The sequence below is a fragment of the Candidatus Acidiferrales bacterium genome (genome assembly GCA_035515795.1).
Classification (GTDB): Bacteria; Bacteroidota; Ignavibacteria; order Kryptoniales; family JAKASW01; genus JAKASW01.
This window is the reverse complement of sequence record DATJAY010000023.1, coordinates 118581-136378: the sequence shown is the minus strand read 5'-3', so window position 1 is coordinate 136378 and position 17798 is coordinate 118581. Positions and strand designations below refer to the sequence as shown.

The 17798-nt window shown below is 48.9% G+C and carries 15 protein-coding genes; 3 read left to right on the top strand and 12 right to left on the bottom strand.

Features of this window, described 5'->3' with window-relative positions; all coding sequences use genetic code 11:
- The 12 genes from VLX91_10270 to VLX91_10215 all read right to left on the bottom strand — a co-directional run.
- On the bottom strand, positions 1-537 hold a 537-nt coding region (locus VLX91_10270; protein ID HUI30591.1), incomplete at its 3' end, for a serine hydrolase.
- The gene (locus VLX91_10265) at positions 531-818 is read right to left on the bottom strand and encodes a hypothetical protein (protein HUI30590.1); all 288 of its coding nucleotides are present in this window, start codon (positions 816-818) and stop codon (positions 531-533) included. The genes VLX91_10265 and VLX91_10270, both read right to left, overlap by 7 nt.
- A 1-nt stretch (position 819) precedes the next feature.
- Positions 820-1377 (bottom strand): dihydrofolate reductase family protein, encoded by a 558-nt coding sequence (locus VLX91_10260; GenBank protein ID HUI30589.1) that lies wholly within the window; start codon positions 1375-1377, stop codon positions 820-822.
- A 174-nt stretch (positions 1378-1551) separates the two neighbouring features.
- Entirely contained in the window at positions 1552-2136 is a 585-nt protein-coding gene (locus VLX91_10255; GenBank protein HUI30588.1) for a DUF2911 domain-containing protein, read from the bottom strand.
- Positions 2137-2233: 97 nt separating this feature from the next.
- Positions 2234-2827, bottom strand: coding sequence for a dihydrofolate reductase family protein (locus VLX91_10250; protein ID HUI30587.1), 594 nt, complete (start codon positions 2825-2827; stop codon positions 2234-2236).
- Between the two features lie 145 nt (positions 2828-2972).
- Positions 2973-4058 carry a serine hydrolase gene (locus tag VLX91_10245; protein HUI30586.1) on the bottom strand — a complete coding sequence of 362 codons (1086 nt, stop codon included), beginning with the start codon at positions 4056-4058 and terminating at the stop codon, positions 2973-2975.
- 427 nt (positions 4059-4485) lie between these two features.
- Positions 4486-4833, bottom strand: a complete 348-nt coding sequence (locus VLX91_10240; protein HUI30585.1) for a TfoX/Sxy family protein — start codon at positions 4831-4833, stop codon at positions 4486-4488.
- Between the two features lie 8 nt (positions 4834-4841).
- Entirely contained in the window at positions 4842-5195 is a 354-nt protein-coding gene (locus VLX91_10235; GenBank protein HUI30584.1) for a nuclear transport factor 2 family protein, read from the bottom strand.
- Positions 5196-5472: 277 nt separating this feature from the next.
- Complete coding sequence (locus tag VLX91_10230) at positions 5473-5991, bottom strand: VOC family protein (protein ID HUI30583.1); 519 nt, start codon at positions 5989-5991, stop codon at positions 5473-5475.
- Between the two features lie 11 nt (positions 5992-6002).
- The gene (locus VLX91_10225) at positions 6003-6221 is read right to left on the bottom strand and encodes a hypothetical protein (protein HUI30582.1); all 219 of its coding nucleotides are present in this window, start codon (positions 6219-6221) and stop codon (positions 6003-6005) included.
- Positions 6222-6310: 89 nt separating this feature from the next.
- Positions 6311-6679 (bottom strand): hypothetical protein, encoded by a 369-nt coding sequence (locus VLX91_10220; GenBank protein ID HUI30581.1) that lies wholly within the window; start codon positions 6677-6679, stop codon positions 6311-6313.
- Positions 6680-6979: 300 nt separating this feature from the next.
- Positions 6980-7900 carry a class I SAM-dependent methyltransferase gene (locus VLX91_10215; protein ID HUI30580.1) on the bottom strand — a complete coding sequence of 307 codons (921 nt, stop codon included), beginning with the start codon at positions 7898-7900 and terminating at the stop codon, positions 6980-6982.
- Between the two features lie 493 nt (positions 7901-8393).
- Here VLX91_10215 and VLX91_10210 point away from each other — a divergent pair, with 493 nt between their 5' ends.
- The 3 genes from VLX91_10210 (at position 8394) to VLX91_10200 (ending at position 17797) form a co-directional block, all read left to right on the top strand.
- Complete coding sequence (locus VLX91_10210) at positions 8394-12830, top strand: PAS domain S-box protein (GenBank protein ID HUI30579.1); 4437 nt, start codon at positions 8394-8396, stop codon at positions 12828-12830.
- A 523-nt stretch (positions 12831-13353) separates the two neighbouring features.
- Entirely contained in the window at positions 13354-13854 is a 501-nt protein-coding gene (locus tag VLX91_10205; protein HUI30578.1) for a GIY-YIG nuclease family protein, read from the top strand.
- A gap of 64 nt (positions 13855-13918) precedes the next feature.
- Positions 13919-17797: a DUF6603 domain-containing protein gene (locus VLX91_10200; GenBank protein ID HUI30577.1), complete on the top strand. Its 3879-nt coding sequence runs from the start codon at positions 13919-13921 to the stop codon at positions 17795-17797.
- Position 17798 lies beyond the last annotated feature (1 nt).

Below are 17798 nucleotides of genomic sequence, written 5' to 3'. Positions count from 1 at the left end.
CCTCACGTTGGTCGGTTCAAAAGGGAGGCCAGACGTATGATTTGCAAGTTGAACAAGGGTCATTTCTTTTCCGTTAAGCGACGATTGATTCAGAGTGATGGGGAGATAATTTTTTACAGGATCATCTTCGTTGACTTTCCCATCATACACGAGTTTTGCAAGCATAGTACCTGTAAAAGTTTTCGTGATGGAACCTATTTCAAAGACGCTGTCACTGTTATCAACATATACCAGTGAATCGTTGCGCCGCTCAATTCCGACATATTTTTCCGAGTCTCCTTTGATAATACAAATAGAAAGCTGAGTCCCATTTGGAAAATACTCCGCACGATCGTAGACGGCCAGCGCCTGCGTTGAATCAAGCGAATTGGGATTGTTCGTCACCGGCAACTTCGCCAGTCCCTTTGGGCTAAATATTGAACAAGATGTCATTGCGAATAATATCGACACCAACAAAATCTTCACGAAGTTCCCTTCAGTTCTTTGCATCCTTGACGGATTCCACGATCGCAACAGCATATCGCGTCTAACTACCATAAAAACGAATTTCGTTTTTCTGTCATCTGTCCACAAAGCACGTTTAAAATTATGATTAGCGGAGGAGAAATAAAAACTGTTTTCCAGCGGTTACGCCCGAACAAACCATGAAGCTGCGTCAGGGGCGGAGGGATATGATAGCCGAGCGGCATGATGCGCGGGTTATGCGTTCGTGCCCCGCCGCCGAAGTGCTTTGCCCCGACGAAGAGTTCCGCATCGGGGACTGAATGATCGCCGTTGGCACCCACGAAACAATTGTTAAGTGAGAGCTGGCGTTTCAACTCACGTATGCTTTCTGTAGTGAAGGGCAACGACGCCGGATCGAAAGGTTTCCGAACCAATGAGGTCCAGATGAAGCTTTTCCTGCAGCTTCACGGTTTCGAATAACCGCGGTCCCTTTCCGGCAACAACCGGGTGAACCACGAAACGATACTCGTCGATCAAACCGCGCTCCGAAAGCTGGGACGCAATGCTCAAACTGCCTATGCAAATGTCTTTTCCAGGCTGCTGCTTCAGCGCGAGCACTTCTTCCGCAAGGTTGGCACGCACGATTCTCGTATTCTTTCCTTCATCCTGTTTCAATGTCGTGGAGAATACCACCTTGTCGAGCGAGTCGAAGACGCGGGCGAACTCCTTGTCTGCTTCCGACTCGGATGGGTTCCTCGCAATATCGGGCCAGTAAGGCACCATCAGCTGATAAGTGTTCCGGCCGAAGAGGAGGATACCTGCATTCCGGAGCAGGTTGGTGAAGTACTTGAGCACCTCGTCGTCGGGATTCATGTCCGTGTGGCCGCAGTAGCCGTCCGCGGTCATATTGATCGCAAAAACAACCTTTCTCATAGAGATCCTTACATGAAGTCAAATGAAAAGTTCAAGCATCGCTCGATCGAATTTCCAATTACCGAGTACGGCGGCGTGCGCGGCCGTCATTTAAACAATAGGAAATGCCCTCGCCAGGACCGCCGCGACTGGAATACTTGCGGATATCCCGGCAAGCGTGAATATCTCGACAGCTTATTCGTTCACCAGTGCGATCTTAAATGGCACTTTCAGATTGTCCCACCAGAGGTAGGCAGTCGCTGAAGTTCCTGCAAGATCATCAAATCCGTACATCAGCCACTCCATGTGCGGAGCTTCGACCGGAGTCACAGTTATCCGCAGGGCATCTTCCGCCTGGTTATAGGAGAAGCTTCCCCAGGCTGAGTCGTTCTTGCTGAAGATGATGGTCCAGTCTTTTTCCGAAGGGATCATGAAGAGGCCATATTTGCCCGCCGGCAATCTTTTCCCTTCAATGAGGACATCCTTGTTGAATTGTATAGTCGTATTTTCGTTCGCGCCGGCGCGCCAGGGAAAAGGGTTTCCCTTTGATTCCTTATTTCCCGGTGCCATGCCATAGGGGACGAGTCCACCCCATATCTTTCGACCTTTTACTCCGGGCCTGCTGTAAACAATGGTAATATCTGTGTCCACTCCCAGTCTCTGCGTGACGCTGGCTTTCAGGCTTGGGCGAACCTTGTTTTCCTGAGCAGAAGCGGCCGAAGGCAGCATAAGGAAAAAAGACAAGATCAGCAAAGAACTGAATAGGTTTATGTACTTCATGGTCTCCTCCTTTTGTTAGAATCTATTTCATTCCATCCAATATATTTAGTTCCCACCCCTCCTGGTAAAACATTATTTTTTCTCATTTTGTTTCTCCTTAAGATCCAATAGTACCTGTCCTGACTTTTCCCGCTCGCTGGTAATTGGCAATAATAACTCCGGTTGGTGTAACCAAACTCTCTGTTAATGTAAATGCTGACGGGATCGTGCCTTTGTCAAACAACTTTTTCCCTTTACCAAGAGTCAACGGGTAAATTTTGAGCCAGAGTTCGTCTACTAAATCATTCTTAAGCAGCAGCTGAATAAGCTTACTACTGCCCCAAACTTTAATGTCGGAACCTTCTGAATTTTTGAGCTTTTTGATATCCGCCAGGCTTTTGAGGAAAACTGTGTTTTTCCAATCTGACTTTTTCATGGTCTTCGACATGACGTATTTTGTGACATCATTGATGCCTGGCCATCCATTTTCATGCTCCGGCCAGTAATCGGCAAAAATCTCAAATGTTTTTCTGCCCAAAAGAAGATCTGCAGGTTTCATCTGTTTTTCCATGACCTTACCACCAACTTCGTCACCATAAGGTGCAACCCAACCGCCATATTTGAAACCGCCCGATGTATCTTCCTCAGGTCCACCAGGTGCTTGCATTACTCCATCTAATGTAATAAATGACAAAACGATTATTTTTCTCATAATAATTCTCTCCTTTTATAATGATTGATTCATGATGATTGCTCACACCAAATAGTCGTTTAAAGAAACACAGAATCGACAAGGCAAGCAGAGGAAGGTGGGAAAAAGAAAAATACTCCTCCATGATGAGCGGCCCCGATTCATTTCACCATTTCAGGGTGGCGGCCAAATTGATTATCTTCCAGGTTTCGCATGTAGCATCATTTGTGAACAGAACGAACCCAAGATGTTCATCCGGATACAATTGAATTTTCGTACTAAATCCTGGACCACCACCATCATGCGTGAGGACCCATCGTCCGGATTTGCCATATATTTGCCAACCGATTCCCTGCCTGCGGTAATTTAGAGAATCCTCATTCTTTGCTTTGACTTGCCCCTCGTAAGTCATTGCTGAAATTGATTCCTGCGAGAGTATTCGATGACCATTTAACACTCCACCGTTCAAATACGCAGTAACCAGTCTCGCTGCATCTGATACTGAACCGATGAGACCTGTAGACGGAGTCTGGTCTGTATAAACCCGTTCCATCCAGAGATGGCCCCAATCAAGATCGCGAACATATGATACTGCCATGATTGGAAGTAAAGGAGTCATCCAATTAAACGTCGGATGAGCGCCCGCTGCCTCGTCCAGTTCCATTACTTTCGTGTAGAGAAAATCGGTGTGATTCATTCCCAGCGGCTGAAGAATATTTTGACGGATATAATCTTCGTACGTCATGCCGGTTATCTTTTCAATAATGGCACCCAACACCATATAACCGATGTTTGAATATTCAGAATGATCTCCGGGCTCAAACTTCAGTTTGGAATAATCAGGAAGCACTTTCTTAACAAGATCAGTTTGATCAACAGGCGGATCCCCATCATGATGAATCCAGCGAATTAAAGTAAACAGGGATGGGTCTGGTAATCCTGAAGTATGGTTCAGGAGATTCAGAATAGTCACCTGCTTACTGGTGTCGGAAGGGTACTTTACTTCGAAGAAAGGAAGATAACGGACAACCGGATCATTTATCGAGAGCTTTCCCTTTTCCTGAAGTTGGAGGATGGCAATTGCAGTGGCAATTTTCGTACATGACCACCAGTGATACGCTGTATTTGGTGTCGCGTGGATTTTCCGCGGTTCGTCAGCCCAGCCGAAACCTTTACTGTATATAATACTGTCGTTCTTTACTACCGCTAAAGACATACCGGGAGGAGTACCGGATGTCACTACTTTGTTCATATAGTCCTCAAATTCCGAAACGCTTTCAATCTTCTCCGGTATCTTAGGAACGGAGCTGCAGGAACTGAACAGCGCAATTAATATTGTCAATGAGCTGCATAATAAATATTGGTTTTTCATATTAACACCGAGCCCTACCAGATTTCATAATCGATAAGCTGCAAAGTCCCGGGAGCAGGCATAGTAAACTTGATATGATGGCCCCGGTTGAGAATCCGCCGGCGCATAACTACCTGAGCACTGACATATGTCATGTTTGTCAGCAATGTCGGCATGAAACACGACGTATTGCATTTGTTTCTTTCTTTACTGCAATGCTCAAATTATGATTAGCGGAGGAGAAATAAAAACTGTTTTCCCGCGACTGACTCCGGAACAAGCTATGAAGCTGCGCCGGGGGCGGACGGAGACTGCCGAAGCATATATTTCACTTCCCCTTACTCTTTTGCGGTGCCTTTATTCTCCTGTTGAAGCCAAGGCAGAGATCCACCCAGCAGCTAAAATCTCTATCCGACTTGATTCCATCCTCGTGGACATAAACATATCCTTTGTACTCTTTCCCTCTCATCCTTACCGGCCGAACAGCCTTCCGCTTTATTGCGGCCTCATGCAGGTCAGGGTCAATCCGACACATTAGACGATTATCTCCAACCGTGATGCACATTTTCCCGTTCACCATAAATGCAATGCCGCCAAACATTCTCTTTTCCTGGACACGTTGAACATGCCCAAGCGCCGCTCTCACTCTGTCAGCTAGTAACTCGTTGTACGCCATATGCTTCTCTATTTCGGGAAAGGTGAATTATCAAAGTAAATACTGAGTGAATCAATCTTGTCATCTCTCACCTTGAAAATCTCGGCTACATCGCTGGTGAAGTTACTCCCTTTAGGCGGTTGCAATTCATAGCGAGTCAAGGCACAAGCCTTATCTGCTTCAACGATGATGTCTCTCACTTCTACGGAACTTATCATGGAGAAAAAACGTCTCGTCGATTCAAGGTATGCAGCTTTCCCTGTCACCCGTTTGATGGGGGTGACAAGGCTGGTGAAGATCAGGTCTTCAGCAAGGAATGATTCCCACTTTCCTTTATGCTCAAGCTCTTTGAAGTAGTTCAAAATGGTTTCTCTTGTTGACATTTTGAAGCGCTCCTTTCTTTATAAATGTAGATAACACTGATCCTTGGATATTTGTTTGTCCAATTTCGGCGGCAGTTTGCGCCTAACGTGTGCAGTTTTGCCGCTCCACCTTCCCGCAAAATGAAGCTTGCAATGAATAGCGAAATGAAACCAGGAAATCTGGTTTGCTCTTCCAACCGGGCACAACTGTTTCATGTCCGCGCACGCTGTCAGGGAGCGATAATTGTATAATCACTTAGTCGTCTTGCTGCCCATCTGGACACCGAGTTTTTCATATTCAATCATTCGGCTCCCACAATTCAACTTTGTTTCCTTCAATATCCATAATGTGGACAAACTTTCCGTAATCAAATGTTTCAATGGTATCTGTAATTGTAACTCCCTCTTTTTTCAGTTCTTCAACAAGTACTTCCAAATTCTCTACTCGGTAGTTTATCATAAAGTCCTTTGTTGAAGGTTCAAAATATTTTGTTGTCTCAGCAAAGGGACTCCACGTTGTAGAACCTTTCTTTGTAGAATCTGCATCTTGCCGCCATTCAAAGGTTGCCCCGTAATCGTTAGTGGGTAAACCTAAATGTGTTTTATACCACTCTTTCATTTTGTTTGGGTCTTTGCACTTAAAAAAGATACCACCAATACCAGTTACTCTTTTCATTTTTGTTTGCTCCTTAGATTGATTTGTAATTATGGTATTAAATGCGAAACCAAAACAGAATGATGTCGCAAGAAGAGCCAGGATTATTGCTAATGCCCATATAGGTTGCCCTGCATGTCTATCTGACGAAGTTGTATCCATCTTACTTTCTTTCAATTGTTTGATAAATCCCGAGCGGCAAAATTGCGCCTAACTGCTTCAAACGCGACATTATGTCGTTTTTCCTGTAATAGTTCCATGTAATACGACATAACTTGTGGCGCTAAAGGCGCCATGGCGTTCATTTGTTTCTTTCCTGCAAAGCTTAAATTATGCTCAGCGGAGAAGAAATAAAAACTGTTTTCCCCAAGTTCATTCTTTTCATAAACCAATTAAGCCACTGCACCAAAGGCGCATCAGCCTCAGGCTGAGGATTATACGAGCAGACTCGTTACGGACTATTTCCCTGGATCTAATTGCGCTACTTTCGAAGCCAATCAAGAGCCAAATCCAATTCCGTAAATACCCCGATTTGTCCACCACGGTTATGAGAAACATCCTCGAAAAATTGATTGAGCATATCCTTTCTTGCCAGGAATGCAACCTCAAAACCACTTCTAGTCAAGAGGGCTGAATCTCTGCAAGCCTGAAACATGTCCATTACACTAAAATTTATTGCCAATTCTCTGACATCAACCATAATCTTCCTGCATTTGTTAGATTCGCATGCATCAATCAGTGTTTTAAATACATTCTCACCCTTTCTTAACCTCTCATTAGGAAATTTCCCTGTCAGGCGAACGTTAAGAACACCGTTTTCGAAATTGAATTCTTCATTATAAGTGCTCACATCTTTTCCCCCCTTTTGTATCAGGATAAAAATATGCTTGTCTGCAATTTCGCCTGATCCCGCCATTTTGCATAACTACTGTAAAGCCACACCAGAATATGTTTATTGCTTTCTGATCTCCCTGGCACCAGCCGACAAACCGATGACTTCCCATCTTTCTCCATATCACCATTGTTATTTTCCCTCTGTTCACTCCATTCCGCAGAGGGATGATCCGTTTAATATTATATACCGCGACGGGAAAATAAAAGCTAAGCCCGGCCGAAAAAAGTCGCGGCACGCTCCTCCATGTTCCCGGCGCTACGTTGTCGCGACGAAAAGTTCTTCCCCATTGTTTGGCGGTCGAAGGCCATCGGTCCTGTTCGCAAAATAGCGTTGGGTCAGTTGAGCTGCCGACACATGCTGGACCTCTTTGAAACCCGACTCACGTGCCAGGCTCAGCATCTCCGCCGGCGTGAAAAAGCTGATGAATGGCGTCCCGCTTGCTCGCGCCCCCTTCGCCGCGGCCTCAAGGCCTGGACGAACGTCCGTATCCGCGATCTCTAGAGGAAGCAGAAACGTCATGGCGAAGGTGGATCGCGGGGCGAGGGTCGCGGCCTGACGCAGCGTGGCTGCGATCGATTCCCTGGTAAGATACATACTGACTCCGATGGATGTCACGACCGCCGACTTGTTCGCATCGAAACCGGCGGATGCCAGCTTCTCCCACCACGATCCACCCGCCTGCGGCAAGGAGCCTTCGGCGGACGTGTCCGATTCGAAGTCGACCGGCACGAACCGGAGCCATTCGGGGACACCATATCCGAGGTCGATGAGCCGCTGGCGCTTCCATGCCTGGTGACCCGGCTGGTCCACTTCGAATATCCGCAGGCGGGAAGCAACTTCCGGCCTGCGCTGAGCAAAGGTGTCTAATCCGGCTCCCAGGATAACGTACTGGGTGACGCCCTGGCCGGACTGCTCGATTACCATGTCCTCGATGAAGCGGGCGCGCGCTACGATGGATGCGCGGAAGGGTTTCGTAAAGTGTGGATCCATGTCCGGACGGCTGCGCCAACCTTCGGCCGGGGCTGCGAGCCGCAGGCCGATGTCGTCTTCGAGCACATGCGGCGGCGGATCTACCTGTAGGTGCAGCGCCCGCCACAAGGCGACGCGCACTGCGGTGCTGTCTGCCACGGCAGCTGGTTTATCATTCATGACGTTCTCTCTCTTTTCCTGATCCATGTCCGCTGCTTCTGACACACTATAACTCGCGGCCTAACGGCGACGTAGGGTCTACTTCCTTCTTCAGTGCAAAGCTCAAAATTATTATTAGCGAAGGAAAAATAAAAGTTGCTTTTCCTCGACTCTCCCGACAAACTCTCCGATCTACAGGAAACACCTTTTGATTGAGCGGCAAAGACCGGAAGACCACTGAGACAGCCGGGATATTTCGGAATATTCGATTGCCCGGCGTCGGAAAGTAAAGTGCAGTCGATTTGATCCGATATTAATAGAGTCGCACAATACCAACGCGATAAGCGTAAGTAATTGGAAGTGACAAGCACGACCCGTGTCGTTTTTCTGGATCTGGCAGGAGCGATGATGCAAGAACAGAGGCTGACTCGTCCGCTAGAAAGTGAGTCGATATGAAATTAGAGAAATACATTATATACACCGACAACTCCGGACTTCCGTCCCGGGCCAACCGGGCGTCGCAAAATTCGAGATGCTGATCATGGAACGAACGGGTCAACGTGCGCCGATGTCGGGACGCATCTGGTTATCCTTGTCGATCGTGGTCAGTGTCGGGCTTATGATCGCCGGGATTGCGTACTATCATGTGGAGAAAAACAGGATTAGCCGCGAGAAGTACGATGAGATAGCATCCGTTGCCGAGATGAAGGTCAGTGAAATCGAAAGCTGGCGCATGGACCGGCTTGATAACGCCGGCCAGTTCTCAAGAAGCCTGTTCACCAGGAAAGCCATTCGTGGTTTGCTCAAAGGCACGGCAAATCCGCAGCTTCGCAGGGAATTAATGGACCGGCTCGATCAGGAAGGAACTCTCGGCCTTGGGCTCTACAGCGACGCGTTTGTTCTCGATACGTCCGGCAGGACGCTTGTCTCCGTCGGCACCTCACCGTCTCTCATAGATTCCTCGGAGAAAGTCGCCTTCTATGAAGCGGTTTTGAAGCACAAGCCTGTGATGACGGACCTCTTCATCGGGACGCACGGCATAGTGCATATAGACGCGATGTCTCCCATGGTTGACGCCTCCGGCGCGACTGTTGCCGTTGTCGTCCTGCGAAGCGATGCAGGGAGTTTCCTCTATCCTCTCATTGATTCATGGCCGATACCGAGCCGCAGCGCCGAGACGGTATTGCTCGAGAGATTGGGAGACCATATCTCCATTTTGAATAATCCGCGGAGTAACATGGGCAAAGCTCTGTCATTTCGTATGCCGATAACCCCGACAACGGGTTCGTCGATGGAATCGGCTTTGGGAGAGATGGGAATGTTCGAAGGAAAGGATCAAGAAGGAGTGGATGTCCTCGCAGACATTCGCCCTGTTCCGAACACACCATGGTTTATGATTTCGAAAGTCGACGCAAGTGAAATCCTTGCGGAGGCAAATTTTCGCGGCGGGGTCGTAATACTTACCGTAATTCTCTTCATCGTCGTTTCTATAACTGCAACCGCTTATGCTTATCGCCACAGACAGGCAGGCATCTATCGGGAGATGTACCAGGCGGAGATCGAACGGAAAAAAGTCCTGGAAGAATTCAAAACGACCCTCCACAGCATAGGCGATGCGGTCATAACCACAAACACCCGCGGACAGATTAAGTACATGAATCCAGTTGCCGAACGTCTGACAGGCTGGTCGCAACGTGAAGCGAGTGAGATGGCTCTTGAGAGAGTTTTTCGAATTGTCAATGAAGACACACGCTCGGCCGTCGAATCTCCAGTGCAGCGTGTCCTCAAAGATGGTACAGTGGTGGGGCTGGCAGATCACACTCTGCTCGTCTCGAGAGACGGAGTCGAGTATCCCATAGCCGACAGCGGCGCCCCTATACGAGATGAATCCGGGGTCGTAACAGGCGTCGTATTGATCTTCCGGGATCAGACGAGGGAGCGGGCCGCAGAACGTGAAGTCAAAGAAAGCGAGGCAAGACTGATAAGAGCCGAGCTCGCATCCATGTTCGGCAGCTGGGAACTCCATCTCGATTCTCAAACCATGATCGGGTCTCTGGGGGCTCAAGCGGTTTATGGACTTAAAGGAGGGAAGTTCGATTATTCCGATGTGAAAGGGATCCCTCTTCCGGAGTATCGCGAGAAGATGGACGACGCGCTTAAAAATCTTTTAGAAAAGAATGAACCGTATGACATTGAATTCAAAATCAGAGCCGCCGACAGCGGGGACATAAAGGATATTCATTCCATTGCAATGTTCGACAGAGAGAAGAGAGTAGTATCCGGTGTAATTCAAGACATTACAGAGCGCAAGAGGTACGAGGAAGAATTGACTTATGAGCGAAACTTGCTCAAAGCGCTTATGGACAACGTACCCGACCATGTTTACTTCAAGGACAAAGAGTCCCGCTTCCTGAGAATGAGCCGATCCCAGGCCAAAAGGTTCGGTCTTGACGATCCCTCAGAGGCGGTCGGGAAAACGGACTTTGATTTCTTTACTGAAGAACACGCACGTCCGGCTTTTGAGGACGAACGGAAGGTCATGCGGTCCGGAGTTGCCATCGTTGGTTTGGAAGAAAAAGAAACGTGGCCTGATGGGCGGCACACATGGGTATCGACCACTAAGGTTCCCCTCCGGAATGCGCGGGGCGAAATCATCGGAACGTTCGGGGTTTCCAGAGACATCACCGAGCGTATGCAGATGGAGGAAGCACTGGCGATGGAGCGCAACCTGCTGCGCACGCTGATCGATAACTTGCCCGACTATATCTATGCTAAAGATACAGACGGTCGGTTAACGGTGTGCAACACAGCGTTGGTGCACCATCATGGAGCATCAACACCTGGTGAGCTTGTCGGAAAGACCGATCTTGATTTCTATCCGCGAGAGTTAGCGGAGCAGTATCATGCCGACGAGCAAGCGATCATCCGGTCAGGTCAACCGCTGATTAATCGAGAAGAACCCACCATTGATTCGACCGGCAACGCAAAGTGGGATTCAACGACGAAAGTGCCTTTGTGCGATCAGCAGGGCAAGATCATAGGCTTGGTGGGCATCAGCCGTGACATCACCGAACGCAAAAGGGTGGAGGAGGAGCTGAGGAACAGCCGGGAGCGCTATAGATTGCTGCACGAATATGCGCCGGTCGGAATTCTTTTGGCTAACCGGTCAGGAGAAATCCTCGAGGTAAATCCGGCAGCACTTCAAATTCTTGGATCGCCTTCTGCTGAGGCGACAAAGGGAATAAATATCCTGACATTTCCACCGCTCATCGAGGCAGGAATTTCAGCTGCCTACCGGCGCTGTGTTGAAACGGGTCAGACCGTCTTTGGCGAATATCCGTATGTCACCAAATGGGGGAAATCCGTTCATACGCAAATACGGTTCGTCCCTATTTTTGGCGATCACGGTCAGGTGACTCTGGTGCATACTATCGTAGAAGATGTCACCGAACGAAAGAATGCCGAGAACGCGCTTCGTGAAAGCGAGGAAAAATTTCGAAGTCTCGTTGAAGGTTTGACGGCAGCGATCTCGATCAGCGATGGCAAGCGATTCTTTTATGCAAATCCTGCGGCACTGAAGATGCTGGGCTATTCATTCGATGAAATCTCGCGGCTGTCTCCCGCGGACATTATTCATCCTGAATATAGAGAACTTGTAACGAAGCGCATCGCGGAATCGATAGCAGGAAAGGATGTACCGAGACATTACGAATTTCAGTTAGTCACGAAATCGGGCGAAGGGATTTGGGTTGATTTCAGCACGACCCTGATAAATCATGACAGTGCCCCCACATTGATTACTTCAGCATACGATATTTCCGACAGGAAGAAGCTTGAAGATCAGCTGCTGCAGGCACAAAAGATGGAGGGCATCGGCAGACTTGCAGGAGGCGTCGCTCACGATTACAACAACATGCTCGGCGTCATCATCGGGTACAGCGATTTGATAATGAGGAAGATGGATAAATCCAAGCCGATGTATCATTACATCCAGCTCATTGCGTCCGCCGCGAAACGCGGTGCAGATATTACAAGACAGCTTCTTGCATTCGCACGGCGGGAGATCGTTTCCCCGCGTGTATTAGACCCGAACAAGGCGATCGAGTCGCTCCAGAAAATACTCCAGAGATTGATCGGGGAAAATATAAGGCTGACATTCCTCCCTGAAAAAAGTATCTGGAACATAAAAATAGATCCGACCCAGCTTGACCAAATTCTATTTAACCTGGCAACTAATTCGAGAGACGCCATAGACAATGTCGGTACAATAAGTATTGAAACGTCAAACATATCCATAGATCAGGCCTATGCTCAAAACCGCATTGACTTTTCTCCGGGTGAATACGTGGTGATAAGCTTTACGGACACAGGCAAAGGCATGAGTAAAGAGACTCTGACTAATATTTTCGAGCCCTTCTTCACGACAAAATCCAAAGGCCATGGAACAGGGCTTGGACTCGCGACCGTTTATGGAATTGTCAAACAAAACGGCGGAAGCATTCACGTCTACAGTGAACTCGGAGTTGGGACAACGTTCAAGATTTACCTGCCGCGTTACGAAGGCGAAGTTGAGGGGGATGAAGCGGCTCAGGTGGAGAACGCAATAGACGGGACCGATACGGTTCTGATAGTTGAGGACCAGCCGGACTTGCTTGAGCTCGCCAAAAATAGTCTCGAGGAGTACGGCTACAAAGTACTTACTGCGTCGAGTCCGGAAGAAGGCATCAAACTATCCGGGGAGTACATCGACGAGATACATGTGCTGCTGACGGACGTTATCATGCCCGTGATGAACGGGAAAGAGCTTCGCGACAAGATCCAGACCATAAAGCCTGACATTAAAACTATCTTTATGTCGGGTTACACCGCAGATGTCATTGCGCACCAGGGGGTGTTGGATCATGGGGTCGACTTCATCCAGAAGCCCTTCAGTCCTTACGCTCTTGCAAAGAAAGTTCACGATGCACTAAACCTTTGAAAGTGCTGAGCTAACTGTCTCCTTTTCGAAAGGATAAACTCGCATTCGATCGGACAAACCGGTGCTTCCGCTGAGGGACGCATTCTGAACCGTCATTTGTGATAATGTTCGGGTCCAGTCGTGTTTGATGTGGTTTAAAAGTAGTGACATCGACCTTTTCCGCAGACCTTTCGAGCCAGGGAAAATAATTCAAGATAATATCATGGATGCGAATCATTTACTGATTCGGGAAATCACTTTCCATTTCTTCTTGGAACGCATAGAGTTATGTCGTAAAAACGTCGGGGCCGGTGAATTGACCATTAAGAATTAAATATTCGATCGTGAGTTCTCCGGGTTTTGTCTAAAAAATTTTAAGCAAAATTTCACTTGCAACATTATCGTAAAGAAGTTATATACAATAGACTTTTACAGAGAGGTCAATTACTTTAGCACCATGGAGGCATAACCTAACTCTTAGGTCTATGCCGGAATTGTTTGAGAAGAACTATTACAAAGCACAATGGGTTAGATAGGTAGACCGATGCCCAATATTACTCTTACCTGGACTGCAAGCCTTTATAGTCCGCGCGCCGAACAATATGGAGATAACGATTGGATCTTTTCTCTAAAATGGCGCAGAACCGATAACGATACGCTCATAACGAGGAACGCCGGGTTGTATATCATCCAGGATTCCGATGGCGATGTTGTTTACGCGGGCAAGGCAGACAATTTCCGGAATAGATTTGAAGACCGCGCAGATGCAGTGCAGGAGCTGGGCCTTTCAAGAGATGATGCCGTTTTAGGACATAGAGTAAAAATCGCAACCGTCAATCCCGGCCTCCAGCTTTCTCTTGCGGAGCAATGGCTTATTCGAATACTGTATATCAGAGATCAGGCAAATATGGAACACCTCCTTCAGAATATCAACCTGACGGGACAGTTCCAGGCTCCTGCTGACGGGCTGACAATCACTAATAACAACAACAGACCAAATTATCTCAATGCCAACTATAACTACGCCGGCGGCGCAAACATTTAGCGTCAACCGGAACATTCAAAATCCCGGCTGCTGATGAACCGAAACCTATCGATGAAAAAACTTAATGGTTAGCACTGAAAATCTGCAGGACGATGTTCTCGCCATAGGAGTTTTGATCGGGCTGTTGTCCAAGAACGGTGACACTTATGACGTCAACCTGGATTGGTTCAAAAATCCGCCGTCGTACCTCGATGCAATCGGTCAGCATATCGACCGCCTTACATTTCTTCTCAACGAATTCATCGGGCCCGGCATCCAGAATCCTCCGCCCGTATTTTCCGGGGCAGAGTGGTACCAGATACCTAATCCGAGCTCGGAGAAAAAGACTCCCTTCTTCATTGTAGCACCGAACCCCGATACAACTGGTGGAGACTTGGGATTAGGTCTCCTGACATCGATTCAATCCGACGACCTGACGATTGACGTTTACACATACATTCCATTTTTCACTTACAGTTCTTCGGGCACAAAGTTTATTACGAACGATCCTGCTCATCCTTGCCATATCGGGTTTACCCTGACTTCCAAAAATCCATTCCAGGTCGGAAACATTTCATTTTCAGGCATCGGCATAGATTCGGAGATCTATTTTTCTGCGACGACCCCGACTCTTACATTTACTTTCCTCGATCTGAAAGGAACGACCATCCCGGCGACATACACGACTCTCCAGGGCCTCCTAGATGCGACAGTCAGTATGCTCATTAGCGCCGTCATCAAGAGAGTGAGTGACTGGCTGGATTCCACAATCGGCGATTCATACGTGTGTCCAGGCGATATTCTTGTTGCTGCAGATTTCCTTTCCAAGGACGACGACGGAAACTACTCGCTTAGCATTTCAAACATGGCTGGTTTGACGCCGGAACAAATTGCCCTTAATTTTACTTTCGGTGTCATGGATGCATTCACAGATTCGAATGTGCCTCCTGCGATACTCGCACTCCCCGGTGGCGGTCTATATATATCGCGTCGTTCGAACAACGATGGTTCTTATGACTACGGACTTCGTCTTGCGTTCGATCTCACGCTTCCTATTGGAACGAATATCGACGGAACACCGACCCGCGAGTTTACTCTCAGTTCCGGCTCGTGGCTGACTAACGAAGACGACGACAACAACTGGATGAGCCAAAGCAATCCGAAAAGCCCTACCATTTTTCCCGAACCCGGCATCACAATCTTTCTACTGAACAAAGGCCCGGACAATACGTTGACCTTTTCTCCCGGCTTCTCACTCTCAAGCATCGGGTTCGACATCGCGGGAGCAAACCAGACTCCGTTGTTCAGCTCGGGCGGGTATTCGATGCAAGGCGCACAGCTGCGCGGCAGCCTGGATTTTTCGACGATGACGTGGGGAGCCGCTTGCATGTTGAACGGTTTCGGTCTGCCATTAGGTTCAGGATTTGGATCGGCCGTGGGGGGATCCGGGACGAATCCTGTCGCTCAAAACATACTTGCATCCGGATCGTCGAGCGGCGGAGGAGATAAGGATCCCGTCAACCCTGCATTTTCGGTTTCGGCTGCGTTCGTCAGCGGCGGCGAATTCGTGGTACAGCTATACGACGGCGAGGGAAATCCGACTAATGTCGTGCTTGTCCCGATCAATCGAGCATTAGGTCCGCTCCAATGCAACAAGCTGGGTATAGGTTGGGTCTCTTCTAAGCAAGATCTATCGCTTCTCTTTGACGGAAGCATCCAGCTCGCCGGATTAACCGTCGCACTTCAGGGACTGTCGATCGGAATTCCGGTCACAGCACCCGCGGATTTTTCCCAGTACGATTTAGATCTGAATGGAATGGGAGTCACGTTTGCAGAAAGCGACATCGAAGTAAGCGGGACACTTGTGAAAGTGCCGCCCGATCCTTCGGCGACGCCGCCGAGAAATTATACCCAGTATGACGGTGCGGCATTGATCAAAGGTGGGACATTCACCGTCAGCGCTCTCGGCTCGTATGCGTATGTCAAGGATCCTTCCGGCCAAAACGGTTACACATCCCTCTTCGTGTTCGGAATGTACATCGGCGATCTCGGCGGCCCGGCATTCTTCTACGTCACGGGCCTCGCCGCAGGGTTCGGTTACAATAGAAACATTATCCTACCAGACCAGAACAGCGTTCCGCAATTTCCACTTGTCGCAGCGATCAACGACCCGACCATACTTGGTGCTCAGCAGCTTCCTGATGGATCCTGGAAATCGCCGGATCCAACGACAGCGCTTTCGAAAATCGATCAATACGTTCCACCACAGCGCGGACAATTCTGGTTTGCCGCAGGTGTTAGATTTACATCCTTCGATCTCATAAACTCATCTGCGCTTCTGGTAGTTGAATTTGGAAACCACCTTGAGATTTCTCTTCTCGGTCTATCATGGATGAGCCTTCCTCCTCCGGCGGCACCCGGCGCTTCGGCGCCGACACAGAGATATGCGCATGCCGAGTTAGGACTCCAGGTAAAGTTCCTCCCTGATGAAGGATTCCTTGGCGCGACCGCGATCTTAACACCGAACTCCTTCATCATCGATCCGGACTGTAAGTTGACCGGCGGCTATGCCTTCTACATCTGGTTCGGGAATAATCCACACGCCGGCGAATTTGTGATGACTCTCGGCGGCTATCATCCCGACTTTACACCTCCGGCTTATTATCCGACCGTCCCGAGACTCGGTTTCAACTGGAACGTCTCCAGCGAAGTCACAATCAGCGGCGACGCTTACTTTGCGCTGACCCCGTCGGCGGTAATGGCCGGCGCCGGACTGCAGGTACTCTTCAGCAGCGGAGATCTGAAGGCATGGTTCAATGCACAGATGGATGCGCTGATTGTCTGGGCTCCGTTTCACTATGTCATCGACATCAGCGTCAGTATCGGCGCATCATACCGCGTGAATTTGCTCTTTGTCACGGCGACCGTTTCGGTCGAACTCGGTGCAGGTCTGACGATATGGGGACCGAGAATGGGAGGCTCGGTCTACATCGACTGGTACATCATCTCGTTTACGATTTCATTCGGTGCAGATCGGAGCGAAGGGCCGCAGCCTCTCGACTGGATAAACAAAGATGGTACGGGGTTCGCGCAGTCGCTCCTTCCCCACAAAGCCTCCGGCTCTCAGATGCTGGCAGCCGGACCCACCGTCCAGGAAAACGGAAATGTAGAGCCGAGCGGGATTTTCACGATTGTTGTTAACACAGGACTCATTACTACTATACATGATGCAAGCGGTGCGCCTGTGTGGATTGTCCGCCCGAATAATTTCGTGTTCTCAGTCAGGACCGAAATTCCCACGACTGAAATTGACATTACTGCAGTTTCCGGTGAAAAGGCACAGACTCAGTTCCTCGCGACTAAATACAGTCCGGACGGGCAGAACTATTTCGTCTGCATTCGCCCGATGAAGGCGACGCTTAGGTCTTCGGCAATAACCATCACATTGACGGCGGACGATGAGAGTAAAACTTACGACTTAGCCGGCAAATTCTCGTTCGATCTGGCTTTGAGCAAGACGCCAGCAGCAAAATGGGGAAAGCCCATACTCGGTGACGATGATCCCGAGCCAAACGCTCTCCTCAACGGCCGGCTCTTCGGTCTCGAGAACGTTACTCCACTCGATCCCGTCCTGACACCGAATGGAGCGAATGCGCTCGACATAGACATTACCACCGCATATACTTACGAGGTCGTCGACGAGGAGGACCCGTACACAACGAACCACTTGCCCCTGGATGTGAATGCCAGCCCGGTCGGCACCGTGCCTGAAGTCGACAGTGGTGCGATGGGTAAGATTCAGTCGTCATTAATGAACCCGACTGTCGTGGCTGCGAGGAACGGTGTGTTCACAACACTCCAACAATTCGGGATCAACGCATTGACAAACGGGCCGCTGAAAACTTTTGCGGCCAATCCGGCTGCCGTGCTGACGGGAAATCCATTCATAATAGAACAAGAATAGG

Bases quoted from the DNA above. Each gene is read 5' to 3' on its own strand.
- VLX91_10260 (HUI30589.1), bottom strand. From the start codon at position 1,377: ATGAGAAAGGTTGTTTTTGCGATCAATATGACCGCGGACGGCTACTGC.
- VLX91_10255 (HUI30588.1), bottom strand. From the start codon at position 2,136: ATGAAGTACATAAACCTATTCAGTTCTTTGCTGATCTTGTCTTTTTTC.
- VLX91_10250 (HUI30587.1), bottom strand. From the start codon at position 2,827: ATGAGAAAAATAATCGTTTTGTCATTTATTACATTAGATGGAGTAATG.
- VLX91_10245 (HUI30586.1), bottom strand. From the start codon at position 4,058: ATGAACAAAGTAGTGACATCCGGTACTCCTCCCGGTATGTCTTTAGCG.
- VLX91_10240 (HUI30585.1), bottom strand. From the start codon at position 4,833: ATGGCGTACAACGAGTTACTAGCTGACAGAGTGAGAGCGGCGCTTGGG.
- VLX91_10235 (HUI30584.1), bottom strand. From the start codon at position 5,195: ATGTCAACAAGAGAAACCATTTTGAACTACTTCAAAGAGCTTGAGCAT.
- VLX91_10230 (HUI30583.1), bottom strand. From the start codon at position 5,991: ATGGATACAACTTCGTCAGATAGACATGCAGGGCAACCTATATGGGCA.
- VLX91_10215 (HUI30580.1), bottom strand. From the start codon at position 7,900: ATGGATCAGGAAAAGAGAGAGAACGTCATGAATGATAAACCAGCTGCC.
- VLX91_10210 (HUI30579.1), top strand. From the start codon at position 8,394: ATGGAACGAACGGGTCAACGTGCGCCGATGTCGGGACGCATCTGGTTA.
- VLX91_10205 (HUI30578.1), top strand. From the start codon at position 13,354: ATGCCCAATATTACTCTTACCTGGACTGCAAGCCTTTATAGTCCGCGC.
- VLX91_10200 (HUI30577.1), top strand. From the start codon at position 13,919: ATGGTTAGCACTGAAAATCTGCAGGACGATGTTCTCGCCATAGGAGTT.